Genomic DNA, 23,990 nt, shown 5'->3' with positions numbered 1-23,990 from the left:
CTTTCGAGAACCGGAGCGGAGCTACTTAAGTACGTGAGCACCGGAAGCGCAGGAAGACACTGTTTGCAGGCCGGCATCACCTGAATATCGACAGATCCGAAAAAAAGGCCGGCAAGGGAAAGTATCCCTCGCCGGCCTGCCTCATCCGCCCGTGGGCCGGTTATCAGAACGATCCCATCATCTGAAAGAAACCGGCCTTCATCGCCACTACCGGTTGCCGCCCAGCGCCGAGGCAAGGCGCACAAGCGAAAGGAACTCGGACCTGTACCCAAACGGGTCGGCTCCTCGGGCGGCAGTGGCAATCTCCATGATCTTGTCGTAGCCGAACTTCGCGGTCGCATCCTCGTCGCGCAGCTTCTGGCCGAAGGCCGCCACCGCGACGGAGAAACGCTGATCGGTGCTCGCCTGGTCGAAGGACGCCACCTCGTTGGCGGAGGTCACCGGCGTGGTGATCAGCTTCGAGACGTCCTCGTTCGGCAGCTTGTAGCGGATCTTGACGAAGGCATATTCGTCCGCATTGGCAACGCCGCCATTGTTCACCATGGCCTGGCCATAGCGCAGCGGATCGATCTGCTCGCCACCACCGCCCTTGGGCGTGATCTCGTAGATCGCGGTGACCGAATGCCCCGAGCCGATATCGCCGGCATCGACGCGGTCATTGTTGAAATCCTCGCGGTTGAGCGCCCGGGTCTCGTAGCCGATCAGTCGGTATTCGGAAACCTTGTCCGGGTTGAACTCGACCTGGATCTTCACATCCTTGGCGATGGTGAACAACGTCGAGGAAGCATCCTCGACCAGCACCTTCTCGGCCTCGGCCAGCGTGTCGATATAGGCGGCGGTGCCGTTGCCGTTCTGGGCCATGGTCTGCATCATCTCATCGTTCAGATTGCCGCGGCCGAAGCCGAACACCGACAGGAACACGCCGGTCTTGCGCTCGCTCTCGATCAGCCGCTTCAAGTCGTCGTCATCGGTCTGGCCGACATTGAAGTCGCCGTCGGTGGCAAGCATCACCCGGTTGACGCCGTCCTTGATGAAGGACTGCTGGGCAAGTTTATAGGCTTCCTTGATGCCGGCTTCGCCTGCCGTCGAGCCACCGGGCTGCAGATTGTCGATGGCATTGAGGATCTTGTCCTTCTCGGCAACCTTTGTCGGCATCAGCACGGTGCCGGCGTCACCCGCATAGGTGACGATCGAGATGGTGTCGTCGGCCTTCAGCTTGCTGACCAGCAGCCGGAATGCCGACTTGAGCAGCGGCAGCTTGTCCGGTTCGTCCATCGAGCCCGACACGTCGATCAGGAAGACCAGATTGGCCTTCGGCTGCTCGGTCGGCTTGATGTCGAAACCCTTGATGGCGACATGCATCAGCTTGGTGTGCGTGTTCCACGGCGTCGGCATGACGCTGACTGTCGAGTTGAACGGCGTCGATGCCGAGTCCGGCCCCTTCCAGTCATAGGGGAAGTAATTGATCATCTCCTCGACGCGGACCGTATCGGCCTGCGGCAGGTAGCCCTGCTTCAGCGAGCCGCGCACGAAGGAATAGGAAGCGGTGTCGACATCGATCGAGAAGGTCGAGACCGGGTCTTCCAATGCGGCGTGCACCGGATTGGTCTTGAAATCCTGGACGCGATCGCGGTTTTCCTCCTGCGGCGCGATCTGGTCGGCCGGGATGGCCGCCGGCTGCTGCGGGGCCACAAGCTTGGACTCAGCTCCCTGGACGCGACTGGCCCGCGCGGCATTAGGCGCGCTTGGCATGAGACCGGCAATCTCACCGCTGGGTGCAGGGGCCGGCCTGGAGGCTGGCAAAGCCCCATGCTCCATCTCCTTGCCGCTGTAGGTCTTCAGGTCAAACTTCGACGATACAGTGGGGCTCACCGGCGCATTCGGTTGTGCTGCGCCACCGGCGGCAGTCGATTCGGATTTCGGCGGCGCGGCCGACGCAAGGGCGTCGCTGGCATCGCGATCTTCCACATCCGCGCTGACCTTCTTGTCCTTGGCCGGCGCCGTGGTCACGGTCGGCTCGTTGACGGCCTGATCTCCCGGTGCCTGCTTGGTCAATGGCTTCAGCGTCGCCGGCTTGTCTGCCAGCGTCTCGGTGATCTTCTCCTCGCCGCCGAACGGCGACGGCTGTTCCCTCAGCATATGGAAGGTGGCGTATCCGGCGATCGGCAGGGCGACGAGCCCAGCGATGGCCGGCGTGGCAATGAGTTTCTTTTGCATGATCTCGCTCCAGAGCTTTTGTGCTCGCTCTGTGAGACGAAGGCCGCCGCCCGATCCTTGGGTGACGGCGGAAATATTCTGCTGGTCATAGGCGCGCAGGGCGGCCTCGAAGGCGCGCGCCTTCGCGCTCTCGCCGGGCACCGGTATCGCTGCGTCGCGCAGCTTTCTGAGTTCGTTGTCGTCGACCATGGTCACACTTCCCCGGCTGAACGCATCACTGTCTTCAGCCGTTTCTTCGCTTCATGGATGTGCCAGGAAACCGTCGTCTCCGAGATCGCCATCGCCTCGGCGGCGGCCGCGTGGCTCAAACCTTCGCCATAGACAAGCATCACGGCATCGCGCTGCTTGTCGGGCAATTGCCGCACCGCCGCCCACAGCGCCTCGGCGGGATCTTCGCTCTCGGCCGGGGCCTCGCCCGAAATCAGCGCATGGACGCCATAGGCCTCGGTCTTGACGGTCTCGCGCGCGGTCTTGCGGATCATGTCGCGCGCGGCGTTCATCGTCATGGTATAGAGCCATGTCGTGAACGCGCCGCCGCCGCGATAATCGCGGATCGCCTTGCCGAGCCGGACGCAGACTTCCTGGGCGATGTCCTCGGCATCCGCCTTCCTGCCGCACCAGCGATAGGCGGCGCGATAGACGAAGTCGTAGTGACGCTCCAGCAATTTGCCGAAGGCCCCCCTGTCTCCGCCCTTCGCCCGCCCGATCAGTTCGGCGTCGGAGGCTTCGCTCTCATCCAGCATCATCGCCATCATTTGCCTGTTGGACGAAGGCTAATGGCTAATCCTTGGGGTGATGGAAAGATTTTTTTCGAATTGGGACTTCTGCACCTGGAGCGTGTCGAGATTCAGGTCAGGCCGGCCTCACCTGAATGTCAACATGCCTGGCCCGCCGCCCAGCCCGACGACCATGCCCACTGGAAATTATAGCCGCCGAGCCAACCCGTGACGTCGACGACTTCGCCGATGAAGAACAGACCAGGTATGGATTTCGCCTGCATCGTCTTCTGGTCGAGGCCGTTGGTGTCTACCCCGCCGAGCGTCACTTCGGCCGTCCGGTAGCCTTCCGAACCGGCTGGCTTGATGCGCCAGTCGTTGACCGCGGCCTCGACGGTTTTGATCTGGGCCTCCGAAAGATCGGCAAGATTGCCGTCGAGCCCAGTTCGCTCGGCTATCGCCTGGGCCAGCCGTTTCGGCAAATGATTTGCCAGCACGGTCTGCACCGCTTGCCGGCCATTGTCACGCCTGGCGGCGCGGACGAGCTCAGCCACATCCACGCCCGGCAGCATGGCGATGCGGATTTCATCACCCTCGCGCCAATAGGAGGAGATTTGCAGGATGGATGGCCCGCTGACGCCGCGATGCGTGAACAGCATCGCTTCGGAAAACCGCGTCTTGCCGCAGGCAATCTCGGCGTCGACGGCGTTCCCGGCCAGGGGCGAAAGCCGCTCAAGCGTCTTGGCATCGAAGGTCAGCGGCACCAGGGCAGGTCGTGTTTCGACGATGGCAAGGCCAAACCGTTCGGCAAGCTCGTAGCCGAAGCCCGTCGCGCCCATCTTGGGAATCGACTTGCCGCCACAGGCCACGACCACGGACTGGCAGGAGACCGAACCCGTGGCGAGCGCGAGTTCAAACCCTTTCTCGGTTTTGCCGACCGTCTCAACGCGGGTCGACAATACCAGCTCGGCGCCCCTGCCCCGCATTTCCGAGACCAGCATGTCGATGATCTGGCGCGCGGAGCCGTCACAAAACAGCTGCCCCAGTGTCTTCTCATGATAGGCAATGCCGTGGCGTTCGACGAGCGCAATGAAGTCGCGTTGCGTATAGCGGCTGAGCGCCGAGATGCAGAAATGCGGATTCCTCGAGATAAAATTCTTCGGGCTCGCATGGATGTTGGTGAAATTGCACCGGCCGCCGCCTGAGATACGGATCTTTTCTCCAGGTGCCGCCGCATGATCGAGGATCAGCACCGAACGGCCGCGCTTGGCGGCCTCCACGGCGCACATCATTCCGGCGGCGCCGGCGCCGATGATCACGACATCATAGGATTGCATCAGGCTGATCGTTCCCGCATGACCCCGCGCCGCACTAGCCGGGCGAGCCGCTCATTCGGCCCTGATACCTCCAATGTGCCGCGCGGCCAACAGGGTGGCGAAGGCTCAGACCAGCGTTTCTGCGAACAAATCCGCCAATCGCTTCCAATGCCGCTCGGCGCCGGCTGCGTTGAAGACGCCATGGTCGGGCACGCACCAACCATGTGCCATGCCGACATAATTCTCGATCGCGTGGTCGACTTCGGCATTCCGCAGTGCCTCTTCCAGCCGCGTCGACTGCTCCGGCGGAAAGCTCCGGTCGACGCCCGCCATGCCGATATAGACGCGCGCCTTCATGGAAGCCGCCTTGCGGTGCGGGCTGTCGGCGGCATCGCTGGCGAGATTGCCGCCATGAAAACTGGCGGCGGCCTTGATCGCGTCTGGATAGGTCGCAGCGGCGTTGAGCGCCCGCGCGCCACCCATGCAATAACCGACGGTGCCGATCGGCCCGGTGACGCCTTCGGCGGACATTGCCTCGAGAAACGCGCCGCTGTCGCTGATGGTCATCTCCTGCGTCGTGCCGGTGACCAGGGCCATCAGCGCTGTCTTGGTCTTTTCCACGGTGAAGGCGGTCTTGGCGTCGAACGGCCCGTAAGGCGCATTGCGATAGAAGAGGTCGGGCAGCAGCACCGCATAGCCCTCGCCCGCCAGCCGCTCGGCCATTTGGTCAAGCGCCGGCCGTGGACCGAAAGCGTCCTGATAGAGGATGATGCCGGCCTTGGCTGGAGAAACCTTGGCCGAGCGGAACAGGCCAGCCTTCGCCATGCCGTCACGGGTCTTGATCTGAAGGTCCTGCTTCGCCATTGCCTGCTCCGTTGATCAGATGCGCGATACATATCCGCGCAAACGGCCACGGCAAGGCGGTTGCCTGAACCCGCCAGTCAACATTTCGTGGGATCGCGTGACGCGCTAAAGACCAGCGAATGCAGCCATATGGAAGGCCTGAACCTCTGCCGGATAGCGGTAGCTTGTGCCATACGGGCAGGCATTGCGGTCAAGGCAACCACCAGTGCGGCACGACCCGCCATTCGCCCCGCGCACATGCGCCAGGCAGGGCTGGTAGGCGAACCCTTCCGTGGAATAGGCATCGACCGGGCAGGATTTCAGGCACGGTTTCTCGACACATGTGTCGCAGAGATGGATCGCTTCGCCAGGCTCCGGAAGCGCTATCTCATCCTCGAACAGCAATGCGCCGCGGTAGGCATGCCACAGTCCGTATTGCGGATGCATGAGAATGCCGAGCGGCGACGGCCTCAGCCCCTCCGCCCGAACAGCCCATTGCTGGAACGGCAGGTAAGGCTTGTCCGACGGCGAAACCGCGCGCGCGCCAAACTTTTCTGCCGTAGCGCCAATCACCTGCCGCGACCAGGTGTCGAGCGGATTGGCGATCGCCTTTGGCTGCTGCCGCCGCCAGCGCAGGAAATGCGGCCAGGGTGCCGCACCCGCCTGCCCTACCAGCAGGACGGACTTTGCCGGCGCGCCCGAGACGCCATGAGGGGCACCGTCGTGATGGGGAAAAAGAAAGCCGCCACGCAGGATGAGGCCGTTGGCGCCAAGCGCGGCCGTGATCTCCTCGATCATGCCGCGCACGCAATCATCCCTTCTTGTCCGGATCGGAGAAGGCGCTCCGCCAGACTTCCTTGTGGATGATGTTGGCGACTTTAGCCCCGCCTGACTCGGGCTCCTTTCAGGTGAAGGCGTCGGGCATCGACCCCTTCTTCTTGGCGATGAAGTCCTTCAGGGCTTCGTCGATGCCTTCATCAAGGTGCGGCGCCTCGTAAGTCTCCAGCCAGCGCCGCGCCAGATCGTTGGCGCGCTGCGGCGCGGTCTTCTGACCCTCGGCCAGCCACTGCTCATAGGAGTTGTTGTCGGCGATCGACGAGCGGTAGAAGGCGGTCTGGAAATTGGCCTGGGTGTGGTCGCAACCGAGATAGTGGCTGCCCGGGCCGACCTGGCGGATGGCGTCCATCGCCTGGCCGTTTTCCGAAAGATCGACGCCTTCGGAGAATTTTTGGGTCATGCCGAGCTGGTCGATATCCATCATGAATTTTTCATAGCAGGACGCCAGGCCGCCTTCGAGCCAGCCGGCCGAATGCAGCACGAAGTTGGTGCCGGCGAGAATGGTCGAGTTCAGCGTGTTGGCGCTCTCATAGGCTGCCTGCGCATCCGGCACTTTCGAGGCGCAGAGCGAGCCGCCGGTGCGGAACGGCAAGCCGAGACGGCGTGCGAGTTGTGCCGCGCCATAGGAGACCAGCGACGGCTCCGGAGTGCCGAAGGTCGGCGCGCCCGACTGCATGGAGATCGACGAGGCGAAGGTGCCGAACAGCACCGGCGCGCCCGGACGGATCAGCTGCGTGAACGACGCGCCGGCCAGCACTTCGGCCAGGACCTGCGTCAGCGTGCCGGCGACCGTCACCGGGCTCATCGCGCCGGCCAGGATGAACGGCGTGACGATGCAGGCCTGGTTATGCCGCGAATAGACCTTCAGGGCGCCAAGCATGGTCTCGTCGAACACCATCGGCGAGTTGGCGTTGATCAGGCTGGTCAGCACGGTGTTGTTCTCGACGAAGTCGTCGCCGAAGACGAGCTTGGCCATCGCCACCGTGTCCTCGGCGCGCTCCGGAGCGGTCACCGAACCCATGAACGGCTTGTCGGAATATTTGATGTGCGCGTAGATCATGTCGAGATGGCGCTTGTTGACCGGCACGTCGACCGGCTCGCACACCGTGCCGCCCGAATGGTGGATCGACGGCGCCATATAGGCGAGCTTCACGAAATTCTGGAAATCCTCGATCGTCGCATAGCGCCTGACGCCGTCGAGATCGCGCACGAAGGGCGGACCATAGACCGGCGCGAACACGGTCGCATTGCCGCCGATCTGCACCGAGCGTTCTGAGTTGCGGGCATGCTGGGTGTAGACGGATGGCGCGGTCTTCAAGAGCGAACGGCAGAGCCCCTTCGGGAAGTGCACGCGCTCGCCCTTGACGTCGGCGCCGGCCTCTTTCCACAACTGTAACGCTTCCGCGTCATCGCGGAAAATAATGCCGATCTCTTCCAGCACCGTGTCGGTGTTCTTCTCGATCAGCGCCAGGCCTTCCTCGTTCAGCACCTCGTAGACGTTGATCTTGCGCTTGATGTAAGTGAGCTGTGTGCCCGGGCCGCCGCCGGAACGCGCCGCGCGCCTTGCCGCCGCTCCACCGCTGGCGCCGCGCCCACGCCGCGCGTTGGACGCTTCCTGGTCGACTGCCGCGTGTTCGCTCATGATCGCTCTTCCCTGAATATGGCCTGCCTGACTATGGCCGGTCCGTAACCGTTGCGGCCGCATGGCGCGGCTTTCGCCGGATCGTAGCCAAGCACCCTATTCGAAACGGCCCGTCCGCGCCAACGCCTGTCGCAAAATCGACAAGAAATCCGATAGATTTTCCAGTCGCTTTCCTTTTGCGGGAAGTCGCAAATCAGCTATGGATACCCGCCCGTTGCGGGTTAGGTATGAACGCCATTATTTTGTGCCTTGCGACACAGTCGCGATGCCGTGAGGAGCTGGATTAAAATGTCCGACGACGAGATCATCCTTTCCGAGCTTTCCGACGACGAGTTGGTGCAGCAGATGCACGACGATCTCTATGACGGTCTGAAGGAAGAAATCGAGGAAGGCACGCGCATCCTGCTCGATCGCGGCTGGGTGCCCTACAAGGTGCTGACCGAGGCGCTGGTCGAAGGCATGCGTATCGTCGGCGAGGATTTTCGCGACGGCATCCTGTTCGTTCCCGAGGTGCTGTTGTCGGCCAATGCGATGAAGGCCGGCATGTTCATCCTGCGCCCTCTGCTCGCCGCCACCGGCGCGCCGAAACAGGGCAAGATGGTGATCGGCACCGTCAAGGGCGACATCCACGACATCGGCAAGAACCTCGTCGGCATGATGATGGAGGGTGCTGGCTTCGACGTCATCGACCTCGGCATCAACAACGCGGTCGAGAAGTATCTCGATGCGATCGAGCAGCACCAGCCCGACATCATCGGCATGTCGGCGCTGCTGACCACAACCATGCCCTACATGAAGGTCGTCATCGACACGATGAAGGAAAAGGGCATTCGCGACGACTACGTCGTGCTGGTTGGCGGCGCGCCGCTCAACGAGGAATTCGGCAAGGCCGTCGGCGCCGACGCCTATTGCCGCGACGCCGCGGTGGCGGTCGAGACCGCGAAGGACTTCATGAAGCGCAAGCACAACGTGCGTGCTTCGGCCTGATCCAAGGCATCAGGACGACGAAAAAGAAGCCGCGCCTTGCAGCGCGGTTTTTTTGTTCCCAGATGAAGGAGGTGGCTGCCGATCAATTGGCGACAGTGTCTTTGACCGCCCTCGCCGTCGATTTGACATCCTTGCCGACACCCCGAATGGTGTTGGCGCAGGCCGTGAGTGCAAGCGCGCAGGCAAGGATAACCATCGGCGCTACCCGTAGCAGTTTCATGGACGGTGTCTCCCTCGACAGATAAATTAACCCCGCAGCGAAAAGCCGGCTCGACTTGGTCAAGACAAAAAAAACGAAACCGAATCAGACAGACAGGCTGCTCGTCATCGCCTGCGGGATGATTGCGCGCGAGGTGTTGGCCGTCAAGGAACGGCTCGGGCTGGATCACCTCGAATTGACGTGTTTGCCGGCGGAATTTCATTTCTATCCCGACCGCATCGCGCCGGCCATGGACAAGGCGATCGAAAAGGCCAAGGCGGAGGGTTACGAGCACATCTTCGTCGGCTATGCCGATTGCGGCACTGGCGGCGTGCTTGACCGCGTGTTGGAGAAGCATGGCGTCGAGCGCATGGCCGGCCCGCATTGCTTCGCCTTCTATCAAGGCATGGAGGCCTACGACAAGGTCGGCGACGACGACATGATGTCGTTCTACATGACGGACTTCCTGTGCCGTCAATTCGATGCCTTCTTCATGAAGCCGCTCGGCCTGGACAAGCACCCGGAGCTGATCAAGGACTATTTCGGCAACTACCAGAAGCTGATCTATCTCGCGCAGACCGATGATCCGGAGCTCGACAAGGTCGCGGAAAAGGCCGCCGCCCTGCTTGGCCTTGCCTATGAGCGCCGCTCCACCGGTTTTGGCGACCTGACGCCAGGCCTGGCGCGGGCGGCCGCGAACGCCTGACGGCTCAGGTCCCGTCTTCGGCCGCCAGCGCCGCCAGCACGTCGGCAAAACTTGTCCTGCAGGCAAAGCCCAGCCTGTCCCTCGCCCGTGACGCGTCATAGACCCGGTCGATCGAGGGAAACATCGTCCAGCCTTTGCGCGCATAAAGTGCCGGAAATCCGGGAAAATAACGCGCCACCACCGATGGAGCGTCGGCGATCAAGTCCGCGCAATCATCGGGCTGGAACGGCGTTTGCGCACAGACGATGAAGATGTCGAAGCCGAGTTCCGGCGCCTTCTCCAATGCCGCGACATGCGCCTGCGCCGCGTCGTCCACCGTCAGCCGACGAAACAGCAGTTCGTTCGCCTTGGTGTTGGCGTCCGACTGCTCGATCGCATGCGCCATGTCGTCGGCCTCGGGGAAGAAACGTGCCGTGCGCAGCACCACCACCGGCAGCCCGTGCCGGAGGTGGTAGAGACGGCAGAGATGCTCGGCGGAGAGCTTGGTCACCCCATAGATGTTGCGCGGCTCGGGCGACATCGCCTCCGTCAGCCATGCCGCCTTGCGCGCACCACCCTTGAAGCCGTCGCGTATCGCCTGCGAGATCATCAGCGAGGTCGTTGACGTGAAGACGAAGCGTTGCACATTGGCCGCCACCGCCGCGTCGAGCAGGTTTAGCGTGCCTTGCACATTGGCCGCGATGAAATCGCTGTTGGCGTGGCTTTCTATGTTGGGCTTGTGCAGCGCACCGCTGTGAATGATGGCGTCTATCCGGTTTTCCCCGACGGCACGCATGACGAGATCACGGTCGGCAATCGAACCGACGATCCGCGTTTCGGCCGATGGAACGGGATCGATCCCGATCACCTCATGTCCAATCCCGCGCAGGAGCGGCGCCAACGCGCTTCCCAGCCAACCCGACGACCCCGTAAGCAAGATTCGCATTCGTCACACCATGAATTTCGACCGTGACGCTGTTAAGCACGGATGACAGGCGCCTGCGACCCGGTAAGTTATGCCCCAGACAAAACAGGGAATCCTTTGATGAACCTCCGCCCCTTGCTTGCAGTTGTCGGCCTGCTCTGCTGCACTTTGCCCGCCCTTGCCGATGGTCAAGTGCAGAAACTGATCACCGCCGCCGATAAGGCGCGGCTCGACAAATATGGCGACACCCGCAAGGCGGCGCTCGCCGAGGCAAAGGCGGGCAAACCCGCCGAGGTCAAGCAGCTCGACGCGCTGCTGGCCAAGCCGCTGGTCGCCTTCTCCGACAAGGATCTCACCGGCAATTGGCGGTGCCGCACCATCAAGGTCGGCGGCCCGGGCCCGCTCGTGATCTATGGCTGGTTCAAATGCAGGGTCACCGATGATGGCTCCGGCTGGCGGCTGGAAAAGATCAGCGGTTCGCAGCGCACCCAGGGCCGCTTCTTCGACGACGGCGACAAGCGCTCGATCTATCTTGGCTCCGGCTCCGTCAACGACGACCGGGCAAAGCCCTATGGCAGCGGCCCGCAAACCGACCAGGTCGGTTACGCCTTCCGCAACGGCGCCAAGGAATGGCGCATCGAATTCCCCGCCCCCTACTACGAATCGAAGCTCGACATCATGGAGTTCAAGCGCTGATCGGCGTCTTCATGCCCTGGCAAGGCTTCCGGGATACCAAGGATTAACCCGCCTGCCCTAAGGTCCGGCCACATCAGCCGGTCCTTGGAGCATGGCAAGATCAATGTCAGCGTCGCGACGTTCGATCCAGAGCTGCCATCGAAACAATGGTACCACCCAACGATCTGGCTCTACGTCTGGACAGGGCTGAGAACCGGCATCTGGTAACGCATCCAGCGTCGGGAACAGCGCAAACTTCGCCGCCATTCCTGCTGCATTGACCCGTCGCGACATGGGTCGCAAACGAATAAACCCGCCTTTCATTTTACGACATCCAAATGCGTCGCTTTTGAATGCGCGCGCGTCGTCCCATAACAAGCAGCCTTACGACGCTTGCGGCAATGCTCGGAATATCGAGGAGCGAGAATTCATGGCCGATCTTATCGTCGTCTACTGGCGCGACATCCCTGCCCAGGTCATCGTTAGGAAAGGCCGGCAGAACGCCAAGCGCGAATTGCCGTTGCGCTTCACCGAGGCGATCGACATGTGCGCCATGCGCACCGGCGCCGGTGGTACTGACGACTATCTCGCCGAATGGCGCAAGGCCGAACCGGTTCCGGTCGGTGACGATCTCGAAGCCGAGGTCGAAAAGGCATTCCACGAGCTCGACACGAAATACGACCGCGAGCGGCTGGTCGCTCTGGTCAAGGCGGGCGGAAAAGAAAATGTCTGACGAGAACCCGGCGGTTACCCAGGCCACGCTGGTCAAGAAGGCCGCGCCGAAATCCGACTACAAGCCGGCCGACGTGTCGCCGCAGCGCCGCGTGCAGCGCTCGTTCGCGGTGAGACTATGGTCCATTCGGCACTCGCGATTGCTTGAATGGTTTTATGCCCGTTTTGCCGACACGTTCCTGCTGCTCCATCCCTTGTGGAAGGGCATCGGCTACGGCCGTGTCGAGGCTCCAATCAAATTCGTTGAAAAGCGCGTCAAGGGCTTCATGTTCGACTGCCGCATGTGCGGCCAGTGCATCCTGTCCTCGACCGGCATGTCGTGCCCGATGAATTGCCCCAAGCAATTGCGCAACGGCCCCTGCGGCGGCGTGCGCGCCAACGGCAATTGCGAGGTCGAGCCCGATATGCCCTGCGTCTGGGTCAAGGCCTGGGAAGGCTCGCAGAACATGGTCAACTCCGACAGGATCCTCACCGTGCAGAAGCCGGTCGACCAGTCGTTGCGCGAAACCTCGGCCTGGCTGCGGGTGACCGCGCAGGCCGCGGCAGCCCGTGAAGCCGCCGCTGCCGCGAAGACCGGAGCGTCCGCATGATCGGCCGCCAGCTCGATGAAAATCCGGCCGGCATCCATTTGCCGCTCGATCCCCTGCCCGGCCACACCTCGCGCGGCCGGCTGGAGCGTGTGCTCAGGCGCGGCGAATTCGCGGTGACCACCGAGCTCAACCCACCCGACAGCGCCGACCCCGAGGATGTCTATAACAGGGCGAAGATATTCGACGGATGGGTCGATGCCATCAACGCGGTCGATGCGTCCGGCGCCAATTGCCATATGTCGTCGGTCGGAATCTGCGCGCTGCTGACCCGCATGGGCTACGCCCCGATCATGCAGATCGCCTGCCGCGACAAGAACCGTATCGCCATCCAGGGCGATGTGCTGGGCGGTGCTGCGATGGGCGTCGCCAACATGCTGTGCCTGACCGGCGACGGCGTGCAGGCCGGCGACCAGCCGGGCGCCAAGCCGGTGTTCGATCTCGATTCCATGTCGCTGCTGGAGACCTGCCGCATCATGCGTGACAACGGCAAGTTTCTGTCCGGCCGCAAGCTGACGACGCCTCCGCAGTTGTTCCTGGGCGCTGCCGTCAATCCGTTCGCGCCGCCCTTCGACTTTCGCCCGATCCATCTCGGCAAGAAGATCGCCGCCGGCGCGCAGTTCGTGCAGACGCAGTACTGCTTCGACGTGCCGATGTTCAAGACCTTCATGCAGAAGGCCCGCGATCTCGGCCATACCGAAAAGGTGTTCATCCTGTGCGGGGTCGGCCCCTTGGCCTCGGCCAAGACGGCAAAATGGATCCGCTCCAACGTGCCCGGCATCCATATCCCTGACGCCATCATCAAGCGGCTGGAAGGCGCCCAGGACCAGAAGAAGGAAGGCAAGCAGCTCTGCACCGACATCATCAACGAGGTGAAGGAAATTCCCGGCGTCTCTGGCATCCACGTGATGGCCTATCGCCAGGAGGAATATGTCGCCGAGATCGTCGATGAATCGGGTGTGCTGAAGGGCCGCCAGCCATGGAAGCGTGAGATCCGCCGCGACGACCAGATGGTCGCCGACCGGCTGGACCACATCCTGCACGACGAGATTACCGAAACCCAGGTGGATATGGTGAAGACCGCGCATTGACCCGCGCGGAACGACCACCATTCGCTTGATCGACAAGAGATAACGATATAAAGAACTCTTTATATCACGACGGAGAGATTTCATGACCCGGACCATCGTTGCCTCGGCGACACGAGAAATCATCATCGGCTTCGACCAGCCCTTCTGCGTGATCGGCGAACGCATCAACCCGACCGGCCGCAAGAAGCTCGCCGCCGAAATGGTGGTTGGCAATTTCGAGACCGTCATCAAGGACGCGCTGGAGCAGGCCGCCTGCGGCGCCACCATGCTCGACGTCAATGCCGGCGTCACTTCGGTCAACCCGAACGAAACCGAACCTGGTCTTTTGGTGCAGACGCTGGAAATCGTCCAGGGCCTGGTCGACCTGCCGCTGTCGATCGATAGTTCCGTCAGCGCCGCGATCGAGGCCGCGCTGAAGGTCGCCAAGGGCCGGCCGCTGGTCAACTCCGTCACCGGCGAGGAGGAAAAACTCGAAGCCATCCTGCCGCTGGTCAAAAAATACAACGTGCCCGTCGTCGCCATCTCCAACGACGAAACCGGCATTTCGATGGACCCGGACGTGCGCTTCGCCGTCGCCAAGAAGATCGTGCAGCGCTGCGCCGATTTCGGCATTCCTGCGCACGACGTCGTCGTCGACCCGCTGGTCATGCCGATCGGGGCGCTTGGCGATGCCGGCCGCCAGGTGTTCGCGCTGTTGCGCCGCCTGCGCGAAGAGCTCAAGGTCAACACCACGTGCGGCCTGTCGAATATCTCGTTCGGCCTGCCGCACCGCCACGGCATCAACGCCGCTTTCATCCCGATGGTGATCGGCGCCGGCATGACTTCGGCGATCATGAACCCGGTGCGGCCGCAGGAAATGGAAGCCGTGCGCGGCGCCAACGTGCTGAACGGCACCGACGAGAACTGCACCAAATGGATCAAGACCTACAAGGATTACAAGCCGGCCGAAGGCGGCCACGCGGTGGCGGCGCCGACAGCGGTCAATGCACCGGGCGAAGGCGGCAATGGCAGCCGCCGGCGCGGCGGTCGTGAAGCCCGGATGGGCCGGGGATAAGCGCGCAATCGTGAATTCACCTGCAAACATTACCGATCCGCTCGTGCTGTTCATGCCGTCAGGCAAGCGCGGGCGGTTCCCTGTCGGCACGCCGGTGCTCGACGCCGCGCGCCAGCTCGGCGTATATGTCGAGAGCGTGTGCGGCGGACGCGCCACTTGCGGGCGCTGCCAGATCGAGGTGCAGGAAGGCAATTTCGCCAAGCACAAGATCACCTCCTCAAACGACCACATCTCGCCCAAAGGTCCCAAGGAAGAGCGCTACGAGCGCGTGCGCGGCCTGCCCGAAAGGCGCCGCCTCTCCTGCTCGGCGCAGATCCTCGGCGATCTCGTCATCGACGTGCCGCAGGACACCGTCATCAACGCGCAGACCATCCGCAAGGATGCCGACACCAGGGTGATCGCCCGCGATACGGCGATCCGCATGTGCTATGTCGAGATCGAAGAACCCGACATGCACAACCCATCAGGCGACCTCGACCGGCTCAAGATCGCGCTGATGAAGGACTGGGGTTTTAAGAACCTCGAATTCGACTTTTATCTGCTGCCGCAGGTGCAAGGCATATTGCGCAAGGGCAACTGGACCGCCACCGCTGCCATCCACAAGGATGCCGACAGCGACATCGCGCGCGTCATCGCGCTGTGGCCGGGCCTCAAGAACGAGGCTTATGGGCTGGCCTGCGACATCGGCTCGACCACCATCGCCATGCATCTGGTATCGCTGCTGTCGGGCCGCGTCGCCGCCTCGTCCGGAACGTCGAACCCGCAGATCCGCTTTGGCGAGGATCTGATGAGCCGCGTCTCCTATGTGATGATGAACCCGGATGGCCGCGAAGGCATGACGGTGGCCGTGCGCGAGGCGATCTCCGGCCTCGTCGACAAGGTCTGCGCGGAAGGCAATGTCCAGCGCAACGACATCCTGGATTCCGTCTTCGTCGGCAATCCGATCATGCATCACCTGTTCCTCGGCATCGATCCCACCGAACTCGGCGGAGCCCCCTTCGCGCTTGCCGTCTCGGGCGCCGTGCGCATCAAGGCATCCGATATCGGGCTGAAGCTCAACCAGGGCGCGCGCCTCTATATGCTGCCTTGCATTGCCGGCCATGTCGGCGCCGATGCGGCGGCGGTGACGCTGTCGGAAGGTCCGCATCGCCAGGACGAGATGATGTTGATCGTCGATGTCGGCACCAATGCCGAGATCGTACTCGGCAATCGCGCGCGTGTCGTTGCTGCCTCCTCGCCCACCGGTCCGGCTTTCGAAGGTGCCGAAATCTCCGGTGGCCAGCGGGCCGCGCCCGGCGCGATCGAGCGCGTGCGCATCCATCCCGACACACTGGAGCCGAAATACCGCGTCATCGGCTCGGAATTGTGGTCCGACGAACCGGGCTTCCTCGATAGCGTGCAGGCGACCGGCGTCACCGGCATCTGCGGCTCCGGCATCATCGAGATCGTCGCCGAAATGTATCTGTCCGGCATCATCTCGGAGGATGGTGTCGTCGACGGTTCGCTGGCCGCGCGCTCGCCGCGCGTCGTCGCCAACGGCCGCACCTTCTCCTACGTGCTGAAGGAAGGCGAACCCAAGATCACCATCACCCAGACCGACGTGCGCGCCATCCAGCTTGCCAAGGCGGCGCTCTATGCCGGCACCAAGCTGTTGATGGAAAAGCAGAACACCGAGCATGTCGACCGCATCCATTTCGCCGGTGCCTTCGGCTCCTTCATCGATCCGAAATACGCTATGGTGCTCGGCCTTATTCCCGATTGCGATCTCGACAAGGTCTCGGCCGTCGGCAACGCCGCAGGCGCCGGTGCCCGCATGGCGCTGCTCAATCGTGGCTATCGTCGCGAGATCGAGGAGACGGTGAGCCAGATCGAGAAGATCGAGACCGCGCTGGAGCCGAAATTCCAGGAGCATTTCGTCTATGCCATGGCGCTGCCCAACAAGGTCGATCCGTTCCCGAAACTGTCGGCGGCGGTGAAACTGCCGCCACGCAAGACGGTCAGCGAGGATGGCATCGCCGGAGATGCAGCACCGCGCAGGCGCTCGCGCGAAGGCCACGCCGCACGGCGCAGCCGCGACTGACAAACCGCTTCAGGCCGTTGCGATCGGATTCATGTGTCTGCAGCCTGGGTAAGCGGGGTCTCTTTTCCGCGCTTGACGCCTTTGGGGCGTGAGGGGTGCAGCGCCCGGATGAGCGGCTTTTCAACGACCAGATAAAGCATCGCCGAGAACACCAGGCTGAGAACGACGATCAGCGCCGGCTGCAATGCCGGCAGCACGCCGAGCCGCAAGGTGATACCCGTCACCGCGACGGCCACCAGGGCGTGCCAAAGATAGATCGAATAGGAGGCTTCGCCGAGGAAGCTGAACAAGGCCACGGGCCTGAACGGCCGAGCGCGTTCGGCAAAGACCGCGCCCGCCACGATCAGCATGGCCGGGATGCCCCAGCGCAATACGCGCGGCATGTCGGCGTCGACCAACGGGATGACGGCGAGCAGAAGAAACCCACTACCAAGCAGCGTCAGGGCCAGCACAAACGAGAGCCGAACGTCCTGGAGCCACAGGCGTCCGAGAATGACGCCGGCAGCGAATTCGAGCACGATTGGGCTGGTGAAGGAACGCGCATATCCGTCGGGCAAGACAAAATGCAGCGCGACGATGATGGTGAGAATGCCGACGAGCACGCCCAGACGCCGTCGTTCGCCCAGGAAAAGAGTCAAGGCGAAAACGAGATAGAACATCATCTCGTAGCTCAGCGTCCAACCCTGGAGGACGACGGGATGCAATGCGCCGTCTTGCAGAAGCGGCAAGAAGAACAGCGAGCGGCCGAGGCTCAGCGGGCTGAGCAACTGATCGTAAAAAAACTGTGGCTTGATCAGCATGGCTGCGGCAGTCATGAAGGTGACGATCCAGTAGAGCGGCACGATGCGGGTGATCCGGCGGCCGATGAAGCCCACTGGATCCGCCGGGCGGCTCGCCGTCGTCACCCACATGATGAAACCGCTGATCACAAAGAAGACGTCGACCCCGGCGGCACCGACAGCGAACGGGCCGTCGAACTGCTCGCTGACGTGGAAGCAGACCACAGCACTCGCAGCTAGCGCCCGCAGATACTGAATGCTGTGGATACTCGGCACGATGACCCCGGTCATGGTTTCCGCGCTGTGCTGCAACGCACACTTCTGCTGCTGCGCTGCACAATTACAGGCAGTTGCGGGCGACTTGTCAACTATTTTCTATTCGAGTCGCAGCGCACCACCGCCCGAGGACGTCCAATTTATCGGGATCTGAAAACGACTTCGACGCCTCGAAAACTCATTTGTATGCAATGTTTCCAGATTAGGCCGATCTGGAAACGAACGCGCTATTTTCGCGATATCCATCCGATACATGGCAGGCGCATTTACCCCGCATCGAACGGCGGCCAAGAAGTCCTTGGCCACCGCCGTTCTTCAAGGGAGATGAAAATGTCGATGCTCGAAAATCTCGGCCGCTTCGGTGTGACCATCAGGCAAGCTCATGCCAGGAATAAGGCGATCCGCGCGCTGAACAGCTTGCCGGCGCATGTCCGGAAGGACATCGGGTGGCCGGCATCGCCGCCGAACGATCCGCAGGCCACGCTCGCCTCGCTGCTTCTGGGTACGACGCGCTGATGACCTTCACCGACAAATGCAAATTGCTCGGCCTCCGCCGGGGACCTCGTACGTCCCCGACAGCCAACAACCGGTTGCGCGCGGCACTTCTGCCGCGCCACTGATCACACCAGCGTGTGGACACGGCGCTGATCTTGACATCTTTGGCCAGGGCACGATCTTCAAGAATGAAGGGGAATTCTCTTAGTCGGCTGCCGCCGAAATTCGTGTATCCGCATGCCAAGTTTGAAAAGCCACGTCGTGTCCTTCGTGCTCAGGCACAGCCGCAAGCAGGCCTTTTCCAGCCCGGAAAACCTGCAGCGTTGGATAGCGGCCGCCCGCAAGACCGAGGATCACCGTCCGCCGGCCTTGCTGCAGCAGCGTTACGATATCCAGACGCGCAGCGTGGACGGGTTTCCGGTCTACGAAATCGCGCCCAGGGCCGGAGAGCACAAGCAGATACTCTACCTGCATGGCGGCGCCTATGTCTTTGAGATCACGCCTTATCACTGGTATCTGATCGCCGACATGGCCGACCGGCTGGGCTACGGCATCACCGTGCCGATCTATCCCATCGCCCCCGAGCACAACTTCCACGCCATGTTCGGCATGGTCGGCGCTGTCTATCGCGGGATGCTCGAGGAGACAGAAGCGGAAGACATCATCTTCATGGGCGATTCCGCCGGCGGCAACATGGCCGTGGTGCTGACCATGATGGCGGCGGAAGAGGGCTTGTCCGTACCCTCGCGTCATGTGCTGATTTCACCCGGGCTCGACGTCTCGCTCGCAAACCCCGAAGTATTCGAGGCGGAGCGGAACGATCCATGGTTGGGCATTGCCGGTGGGCGGGAGGCAATCCGGCTGTATAGTGCCGGTATGGATCCGACCGACTGGCGCATCAGCCCGGTCTATGGCGATCTGTCGGTATTGCCGAAGACATTGCTCCTGACGGGCTCCCGCGATCTTCTCACGCCCGACAATCTGATCTTTGCACAAAAAGCCCGCACCGCCGGTGTCGAGGTGGAGTTGGTTTACGAGGAAGGCATGTTCCACGTCTGGCCGCTGATTGACATGCCGGAAGCGCGGCGCGCGCGCCAACACATCGTTGCTTTCCTGAGCCAGAGCCCTTCGCCGATCGCCGCCTCCGCAGAGGCGGCGGAGCAGCGCCTTCGGTCCGAGTATCCCGGATGATCAGAACTTGCCGGTTTCCCTAAACACTTCGAAAGTCGCGCGGATGTGGTCGGCGACGGCCTTGACCGGTGCGCTGGCGTCCGGCGCCACCACCATGGCAAGATTGTAAGTGCCGATATCGGGCATGCCGTCCTTCGGGCAGAGTTCGACCATGTCGTTGCCGAGGAACGATCGCGGGAGCGGCGCGACCGCAAGGTCTGCCATGATCGCGGCTCGCTGGCCTGCGGTATGGGCGCTCATGTAAGCGACGCGATAGTTGCGGCCCTCGCGGCCCAATGCCTCGAGCGCACCGGCCCGCCAGGCACAGCCTTCTTCCCACAATGAGACCGGCAGCGGTTCGCGCAGATGCGCGCAGCCGCCCTTGGCGCCGGCCCACACGATGGGCTCGGTCAAAAGCACCTCGGCGCCAAGCGCGCTGGTCTTATAGGAGTTCGTCAACAGCGTGATGTCGAGCGCGCGGTCGTCCATGCGCCGGCGCAGATTGCTGCTCTGGTCGATGGTGACGTCGACGGCGATCGAGGGATGCGACTGCGCGAAACGCTTCAGCACATGCGGCAGCACGCGCTCGCCATAATCATCCGGTGAGCCGAGCCGCACCACGCCGACAATGTCGGGGATAATGAACTTCGACACCACCTCGCGGTTGATCGACAACAGCCGCCGGGCATAGCCGAGCAGCATTTCGCCGTCCGTGGTCAGCGTCACCGAACGCGCATCGCGCGCGAACACCGAGCGGCCTAGAATGTCCTCCAGCTTCTTGATCTGCATGGAGACCGCCGACGGCGTGCGGAAAACGGCATTGGCCGCGGTGGTGAAGCTGCCTGTCTCGGCAATCGCCACGAAAGTGCGCAAAACGTCGAGGTCGAGCAGCGGCAGCGGGTGATTGAGTGGGGCGTTCATGACGATCGGCCTTCAATTTTTCTGATACAAAGCATCATTCCATTTCGTTTGATTGAACATCAGATCAGGAGCATAGTCAACTCCATCGAAGCAGCATGCCGCCAAAAGCGGCCACGAAACGACCACGACGCAGACCTGCATTCGACATGTAATGAAGCTGAAACAGACCTGACGTAATGCATTGCCGGCGCCTCCCGCGCCGCAGCAAAGGAGATCGAAATGTCTATCCTGTCGTCCCTCGGCCGCATCGCGACCGAATTCAACGCCGCCCGCGCCCGCTACCAGACCGAACGCGCCATCCGTTCCCTGCCGATCGAGTTGCAGAAGGATATCGGCTGGCCGGAAGCTTCCGACACCAAGACCGGCATTCGCAATGGCGTCGGATCCTGGGCTGGAGCAAAGTAGATCGTGTGTACCCCGTGCTGAAGGCCTGCCGCGCAACCCTCCCGGCAGGCCTTCTCTATTTTATTTGTATTCAAACGAATTCAGCATCCATGCTGCCGCTGCATGGCGCATATGAGCAAGCCGCATGGCAGCTCGTTTTTGAAGCTAGCCAGCTGTAAATATTCGTAAATATTGGGCACAACACCGGCAACCTGCCCAAATCTATCGCAATCGGTGTCGCTTTTCATATCAAGCGCTTCGCTTTTGCGATTTAGTTTCTGCTTCTACAAGCCTATATCCCCGTCAGCAAACGAGCTGCCCCACTCCATCAAGCGAAGGCGACCCGTCTGAGCAACCGATTGGAGATGATCATGAAGCTTTTTGCCCGCCTCTTCGCCCGCCGCGAAATGAACCTGACCACCGCTCTCGAGCGTCAGCGCCTCGCCAACACCATGCCTGGCCAGACCGGGGCGATGGCTGCGGCGCGTCTCGGCTTCGTCGCCTGATACCTCCACAGCCGCGCTCCCTGCCACGGCTTCAGAGTTGACTGCCGCCGCTTCGGTTCCGCCGAGGCGGCGTTTATCTGTTGCGCTTCCATCGCCTTTTCACAACCTGACGGTGACCTGGTTTGAGCAGCACCGCGCGGCGATTGCCCATTTGCGACCCATGTCGCAAATTTAATCTTGCCAAAGCCACCTAGCCGATTGACAGGAATGGTTTTTCCTGATGACGCTATGCTATTCGCGACATCCTGTTCGCGTCATGGCCAGATGAGGTTCCCCGTGAACGCCGTCAAGCATCCGATCAAGCGGTCGTTTGTGTTCTTCCTTGTTCCCGATTTCACCATGATCGCTTTTGCGACCGCGCTGGACCCGTTGCGCTCCGCCAATCGGATGCTCGGCTACGAGGCCTATCGCTGGCGCCTTGCCAGCATCGACGGCAAGCCGGTGCGCGCCTCCAACGGCGTGGAGTGTGCGGTCAACACCTCGCTGGAGGAGGAACGCAAGAAGATGGCCGGGCCGGACCGCCCGAACATGGCCATCGTCTGCAGCGGCACCAATGTCGAGCGCTATCAGAACAAGTCGGCTTTTGCCTGGCTGCGCGAGGAATATAACCGCGGCGTCGCCGTCGGCGGTCTGTGCACCGGTGCGCATATCCTGGCCGCCGCCGGGCTGTTGTCGAACAAGCGCTGCGCCATCCATTGGGAAAACCTGCCGGGCTTTTCCGAGGCCTTCCCGAAGGCCAATGTCTTTGCCGATCTGTTCGAGATCGACCAGAACATCTACACCTGCGCCGGCGGCACCGCCGCGCTCGACATGATGCTGAAGCTGATCGGCGACGATTTCGACGAGAACCTCGTCAACCGCGTGTGCGAGCAGGTGCTGACCGACCGTGTGCGCAGCCCCACCGACCGCCAGCGCCTGCCGCTGCGCGCCCGCCTTGGCGTACAGAACTCGAAAGTGTTGACCATCATCGAACTGATGGAGGCCAATCTGTCCGAGCCGCTTTCGCTGATCGAGATCGCCGACCATGTCGACCTGTCGCGCCGCCAGATCGAGCGCCTGTTCCGCACCGAGATGGGCCGCTCCCCAGCCCGCTACTATCTCGAAATCCGCCTCGACCGCGCCCGGCATCTCTTGATCCAGTCGTCGCTCCCGGTGGTCGAGGTGGCGGTCGCCTGCGGCTTCGTCTCGGCCTCGCATTTCTCAAAATGTTACCGCGAGCTCTACGCCCGCTCGCCGCAGCAGGAGCGCGTAGACCGCAAGCAGTTGCTGGCGGCTTGAGCCCAACCATACGCGCAGACGACCGAGCCGTGAGCGGTTAGTGCACCTCTGCGGTCCGCATCGCCTCGACGCGGATGTCCTCGGTCAGCCGTGCCTTCAACGCCGAGAATTCCGGACTGGTCTTCAGCGTGTAGTGCCGCGGATGCGGCAGGTCGATGGCGACATCCGACTTGATGCGGCCGGGCCGCGCCGTCATCACGATGACCCGCGAGGCCATGAAGATCGCCTCCTCGATGTCGTGGGTGACGAACAGCACCGTTTTCTTGCGCCGTTCCCATATGCCGAGCAGCAATTCCTGCATCAGCCCGCGCGTCTGGTTGTCGAGGGCCCCGAACGGCTCGTCCAGCAGCAGGATTTCCGGATCGTTGGCCAGTGCCCGCGCTATCGCCGTGCGCTGCTGCATGCCGCCGGAAAGCTGCTTCGGCCAATGGTTCTCGAACCCCTTCAGCCCGACGAGATCGACATAGGAGGCAACGATTCCGTCCCTCTCCTCTTCGGCCATGCCGCGTTCGCGCAGGCCGAAAGCGATGTTTTCGGCGACCGTCAGCCAGGGGAAAAGCGTGTAGGATTGGAAGACCATGCCGCGGTCCGGCCCGGGTCTCGTCACCGCCTTGCCGTCGAGCAGAACGCGACCTTCGCTTGGCGCTTCCAGGCCGGCGACGATCCTCAACAGCGTCGACTTTCCGCAACCGGACGGCCCCAGGATGGTGATGAAATCATTTGCCGCGACCGCCAGGTCGACCGGCATCAGCGCCCTGACCGGCTCTCCGCCGCGCACGCCGGCAAAGGTGCGCGCAACGCCCTCGATGAGAAGCTTGCTCACGCCAGGCTCCATGGAAAGAGCCAGCGGTTGAACGCCTTGAAAGCGAAATCGGACAACAGCCCGATCAGGCCGATGACGATGATGCCGAAGATGATCTGCCCGGTCGCCAGCCGCGACTGGCTGTTGATGATCATATAGCCGATGCCCGACGATGAGCCGATCAGTTCGGCAACGATGACATAGGTCCAGGCCCAGCCGAGCACCAGCCGCAGCGTCTCGGCGATCTCGGGCGCATTGGCCGGCATGATGACCCGCCTGACGATGCCATTGTTGGTCGACCCCAGCGTATAGGCGGCCTCGACCAGGTCGCGCCGTGTGGAACCGACCTTGACCGCAATGATCAGGATGACTTGGAACACCGATCCGACGAAGATGACGAGAAGCTTCTCCAGCTCGCCAATGCCGGCCCACAGGATGAGCAGCGGAATGAAAGCCGAGGCCGGCAGGTAGCGGGCGAAGGAGACGAAGGGTTCCAGAAACGCTTCCACCGGCTTCCAGGCGCCCATGGCGATGCCGAGCGGCACGGCGACGACCGAGGCCAGCACAAAGCCGCCGAAGACCCGCCAGATGGTGATCAGTATGTCGAGCCAGAAACGGTCCTCGACCAGCAGCCGCCAGCCGTCCCGCAGCATCGACAGCGGGTCGGCGAGGAAGATGCGGTTGACGTGGCCGCCAAGTGTGATCCAGGCCCAGAAGGCCACGAACAGCACGAAGAAGGAAATACCGAGCACTGTTCGCAGGCTCGGTGAGACAGGATGCAAGGGGCGCATCT

25 protein-coding genes are annotated in these 23,990 nt (G+C 62.4%); 13 read left to right on the top strand and 12 right to left on the bottom strand.

The features are described from left to right. Positions 1-207: 207 nt before the first annotated feature. The 6 genes from O7A70_RS19040 to O7A70_RS19015 all read right to left on the bottom strand — a co-directional run bounded on the left by O7A70_RS19040 (position 208) and on the right by O7A70_RS19015 (position 7,571). Complete coding sequence (locus O7A70_RS19040) at positions 208-2,406, bottom strand: YfbK domain-containing protein (protein WP_337141750.1); 2,199 nt, start codon at positions 2,404-2,406, stop codon at positions 208-210. Between the two features lie 2 nt (positions 2,407-2,408). Next, positions 2,409-2,969 (bottom strand): RNA polymerase sigma factor, encoded by a 561-nt coding sequence (locus tag O7A70_RS19035; RefSeq protein WP_337141749.1) that lies wholly within the window; start codon positions 2,967-2,969, stop codon positions 2,409-2,411. A gap of 122 nt (positions 2,970-3,091) precedes the next feature. Then, positions 3,092-4,270 carry an NAD(P)/FAD-dependent oxidoreductase gene (locus O7A70_RS19030; RefSeq protein ID WP_337141748.1) on the bottom strand — a complete coding sequence of 393 codons (1,179 nt, stop codon included), beginning with the start codon at positions 4,268-4,270 and terminating at the stop codon, positions 3,092-3,094. A gap of 105 nt (positions 4,271-4,375) precedes the next feature. Beyond that, positions 4,376-5,113: a dienelactone hydrolase family protein gene (locus tag O7A70_RS19025; RefSeq protein ID WP_337141747.1), complete on the bottom strand. Its 738-nt coding sequence runs from the start codon at positions 5,111-5,113 to the stop codon at positions 4,376-4,378. Between the two features lie 105 nt (positions 5,114-5,218). Next, the gene (locus tag O7A70_RS19020) at positions 5,219-5,899 is read right to left on the bottom strand and encodes a 4Fe-4S dicluster domain-containing protein (protein WP_337141746.1); all 681 of its coding nucleotides are present in this window, start codon (positions 5,897-5,899) and stop codon (positions 5,219-5,221) included. A gap of 97 nt (positions 5,900-5,996) precedes the next feature. Continuing rightward, on the bottom strand, positions 5,997-7,571 hold the full coding sequence (locus tag O7A70_RS19015) for a trimethylamine methyltransferase family protein (protein WP_337141745.1): 1,575 nt from the start codon (positions 7,569-7,571) through the stop codon (positions 5,997-5,999). A 288-nt stretch (positions 7,572-7,859) separates the two neighbouring features. On the opposite strand from O7A70_RS19015, the gene O7A70_RS19010 reads away from it, so the two are divergent. Then, a complete protein-coding gene (locus O7A70_RS19010; RefSeq protein ID WP_140502640.1) occupies positions 7,860-8,558 on the top strand; it encodes a corrinoid protein in 699 nt (232 codons plus the stop codon). 82 nt (positions 8,559-8,640) lie between these two features. Here the strand turns inward: O7A70_RS19010 and O7A70_RS19005 are convergent, their stop codons facing one another. Next, on the bottom strand, positions 8,641-8,778 hold the full coding sequence (locus O7A70_RS19005) for an entericidin A/B family lipoprotein (protein WP_140758252.1): 138 nt from the start codon (positions 8,776-8,778) through the stop codon (positions 8,641-8,643). Between the two features lie 55 nt (positions 8,779-8,833). Between O7A70_RS19005 and O7A70_RS19000 the strand changes: the two genes are divergently transcribed. Beyond that, complete coding sequence (locus O7A70_RS19000; RefSeq protein WP_337141744.1) at positions 8,834-9,463, top strand: DUF1638 domain-containing protein; 630 nt, start codon at positions 8,834-8,836, stop codon at positions 9,461-9,463. 4 nt (positions 9,464-9,467) lie between these two features. Here O7A70_RS19000 and O7A70_RS18995 read toward each other — a convergent pair whose 3' ends face one another. Next, the gene (locus O7A70_RS18995; protein ID WP_337141742.1) at positions 9,468-10,388 is read right to left on the bottom strand and encodes an NAD-dependent epimerase/dehydratase family protein; all 921 of its coding nucleotides are present in this window, start codon (positions 10,386-10,388) and stop codon (positions 9,468-9,470) included. Between the two features lie 99 nt (positions 10,389-10,487). On the opposite strand from O7A70_RS18995, the gene O7A70_RS18990 reads away from it, so the two are divergent. The 6 genes from O7A70_RS18990 (at position 10,488) to O7A70_RS18965 (ending at position 16,586) form a co-directional block, all read left to right on the top strand. Next, positions 10,488-11,063 carry a DUF4893 domain-containing protein gene (locus tag O7A70_RS18990; protein ID WP_337141741.1) on the top strand — a complete coding sequence of 192 codons (576 nt, stop codon included), beginning with the start codon at positions 10,488-10,490 and terminating at the stop codon, positions 11,061-11,063. A gap of 409 nt (positions 11,064-11,472) precedes the next feature. After that, a complete protein-coding gene (locus O7A70_RS18985) occupies positions 11,473-11,775 on the top strand; it encodes a virulence factor (RefSeq protein WP_027145891.1) in 303 nt (100 codons plus the stop codon). Next, positions 11,768-12,364: a methylenetetrahydrofolate reductase C-terminal domain-containing protein gene (locus O7A70_RS18980; protein ID WP_027145890.1), complete on the top strand. Its 597-nt coding sequence runs from the start codon at positions 11,768-11,770 to the stop codon at positions 12,362-12,364. Before O7A70_RS18985 ends, O7A70_RS18980 begins: the two co-directional genes overlap by 8 nt. Next, positions 12,361-13,452, top strand: coding sequence for a methylenetetrahydrofolate reductase (locus O7A70_RS18975; RefSeq protein ID WP_027145889.1), 1,092 nt, complete (start codon positions 12,361-12,363; stop codon positions 13,450-13,452). The genes O7A70_RS18980 and O7A70_RS18975 overlap by 4 nt, the downstream gene beginning before the upstream one ends. 82 nt (positions 13,453-13,534) lie before the next feature. Further along, on the top strand, positions 13,535-14,506 hold the full coding sequence (locus tag O7A70_RS18970; RefSeq protein ID WP_337141740.1) for a methyltetrahydrofolate cobalamin methyltransferase: 972 nt from the start codon (positions 13,535-13,537) through the stop codon (positions 14,504-14,506). After that, a complete protein-coding gene (locus O7A70_RS18965; RefSeq protein WP_337141739.1) occupies positions 14,457-16,586 on the top strand; it encodes an ASKHA domain-containing protein in 2,130 nt (709 codons plus the stop codon). Before O7A70_RS18970 ends, O7A70_RS18965 begins: the two co-directional genes overlap by 50 nt. Positions 16,587-16,615: 29 nt before the next feature. Here the strand turns inward: O7A70_RS18965 and O7A70_RS18960 are convergent, their stop codons facing one another. Further along, the gene (locus O7A70_RS18960; protein WP_337141738.1) at positions 16,616-17,656 is read right to left on the bottom strand and encodes an acyltransferase family protein; all 1,041 of its coding nucleotides are present in this window, start codon (positions 17,654-17,656) and stop codon (positions 16,616-16,618) included. A 315-nt stretch (positions 17,657-17,971) separates the two neighbouring features. On the opposite strand from O7A70_RS18960, the gene O7A70_RS18955 reads away from it, so the two are divergent. Both O7A70_RS18955 and O7A70_RS18950 read left to right on the top strand, forming a co-directional pair. Next, positions 17,972-18,157 carry a hypothetical protein gene (locus O7A70_RS18955; protein ID WP_337141737.1) on the top strand — a complete coding sequence of 62 codons (186 nt, stop codon included), beginning with the start codon at positions 17,972-17,974 and terminating at the stop codon, positions 18,155-18,157. 216 nt (positions 18,158-18,373) lie between these two features. Further along, complete coding sequence (locus O7A70_RS18950) at positions 18,374-19,327, top strand: alpha/beta hydrolase (protein ID WP_337141736.1); 954 nt, start codon at positions 18,374-18,376, stop codon at positions 19,325-19,327. Here the strand turns inward: O7A70_RS18950 and O7A70_RS18945 are convergent, their stop codons facing one another. After that, entirely contained in the window at positions 19,328-20,227 is a 900-nt protein-coding gene (locus O7A70_RS18945) for a LysR substrate-binding domain-containing protein (RefSeq protein ID WP_015317416.1), read from the bottom strand. 219 nt (positions 20,228-20,446) lie between these two features. Between O7A70_RS18945 and O7A70_RS18940 the strand changes: the two genes are divergently transcribed. From O7A70_RS18940 to O7A70_RS18930, 3 genes are all read left to right on the top strand, one after another. Further along, positions 20,447-20,632 carry a hypothetical protein gene (locus O7A70_RS18940; protein WP_027145885.1) on the top strand — a complete coding sequence of 62 codons (186 nt, stop codon included), beginning with the start codon at positions 20,447-20,449 and terminating at the stop codon, positions 20,630-20,632. 350 nt (positions 20,633-20,982) lie between these two features. Then, positions 20,983-21,117, top strand: coding sequence for a hypothetical protein (locus tag O7A70_RS18935; RefSeq protein WP_013894968.1), 135 nt, complete (start codon positions 20,983-20,985; stop codon positions 21,115-21,117). 339 nt (positions 21,118-21,456) lie between these two features. Then, positions 21,457-22,395: a GlxA family transcriptional regulator gene (locus O7A70_RS18930; protein ID WP_263485819.1), complete on the top strand. Its 939-nt coding sequence runs from the start codon at positions 21,457-21,459 to the stop codon at positions 22,393-22,395. Between the two features lie 37 nt (positions 22,396-22,432). Here O7A70_RS18930 and O7A70_RS18925 read toward each other — a convergent pair whose 3' ends face one another. Together O7A70_RS18925 and O7A70_RS18920 are read right to left on the bottom strand one after the other, a co-directional pair. Continuing rightward, the gene (locus O7A70_RS18925) at positions 22,433-23,218 is read right to left on the bottom strand and encodes an ABC transporter ATP-binding protein (RefSeq protein ID WP_140502631.1); all 786 of its coding nucleotides are present in this window, start codon (positions 23,216-23,218) and stop codon (positions 22,433-22,435) included. Beyond that, a complete protein-coding gene (locus O7A70_RS18920) occupies positions 23,215-23,988 on the bottom strand; it encodes an ABC transporter permease (protein WP_140502780.1) in 774 nt (257 codons plus the stop codon). Before O7A70_RS18920 ends, O7A70_RS18925 begins: the two co-directional genes overlap by 4 nt. Between the last annotated feature and the right edge of the window lie 2 nt (positions 23,989-23,990).

Source organism: Mesorhizobium sp. Cs1299R1N1 (assembly GCF_037179655.1).
Taxonomy (GTDB): domain Bacteria; phylum Pseudomonadota; class Alphaproteobacteria; order Rhizobiales; family Rhizobiaceae; genus Mesorhizobium; species Mesorhizobium salmacidum.
Note: the sequence above shows the minus strand (reverse complement) of the source record. Positions and strands in the feature narration are given on the sequence as shown.